Genomic DNA, 615 nt, shown 5'->3' on the forward strand with positions numbered 1-615 from the left:
AAAATTATGTGGAATAAACTAAACAAATCTATGATGTTCTGCCAAATGATGTTTGGCTTATCATTTTATGGCGTGCTAGTGAGCTTAACTCGCTTTTTTCTAGAAGACCTAAATTACAACGAAGCCGATACGATGATGATCGTGGGCGCTTTTTCTGCCATTGGGCCATTGTTTGCCATCGCTGGCGGATTTATTGCGGATAAGTTTTTAGGAGCTTACCGCTCTCTATCCATCGCCTTTCTGGCGTTCGCTGCGGGTTACGTTTTGCTGGTACTTGGTGCTTCGGCGACAAACGTTCCTTTATCGATGTGTGGTATCGCTCTAGCAAGCTACGGCCGTGGTTTGATGTCACCTTCTTACCCAAGTCTTTACAAACGCACTTTTAAATCACAAGAAGATTTCGAAAAAGGTTACCCAATCAACTATTCCGTGAACAATGTCGGCGCTTTTTTAGGCCAGTACCTGTTCCCGATGATCGTGCTGGTAATTGGCTTTAACGGCGGCTTTACCATCTCCGCTGTCATGGCAGGCACCGCGCTTGTGATGTTGTTGATGTTCAGAAAGGGCCTAACTGGTGTAGCTGCTGAACTTGACCAAAAAGCGGTAAGCTTGAAA

At 45.2% G+C, this 615-nt stretch carries 1 protein-coding gene; it reads left to right on the forward strand.

What is annotated here, in order from left to right; genetic code table 11:
* Window positions 1-6: 6 nt before the first annotated feature.
* The coding region (locus R7F64_RS24030) for an MFS transporter (protein ID WP_318072171.1) at window positions 7-615 on the forward strand (609 nt) is incomplete at its 3' end.

The organism is Vibrio sp. Vb1980 (assembly GCF_033338615.1).
GTDB classification, from domain to species: domain Bacteria; phylum Pseudomonadota; class Gammaproteobacteria; order Enterobacterales; family Vibrionaceae; genus Vibrio; species Vibrio alginolyticus.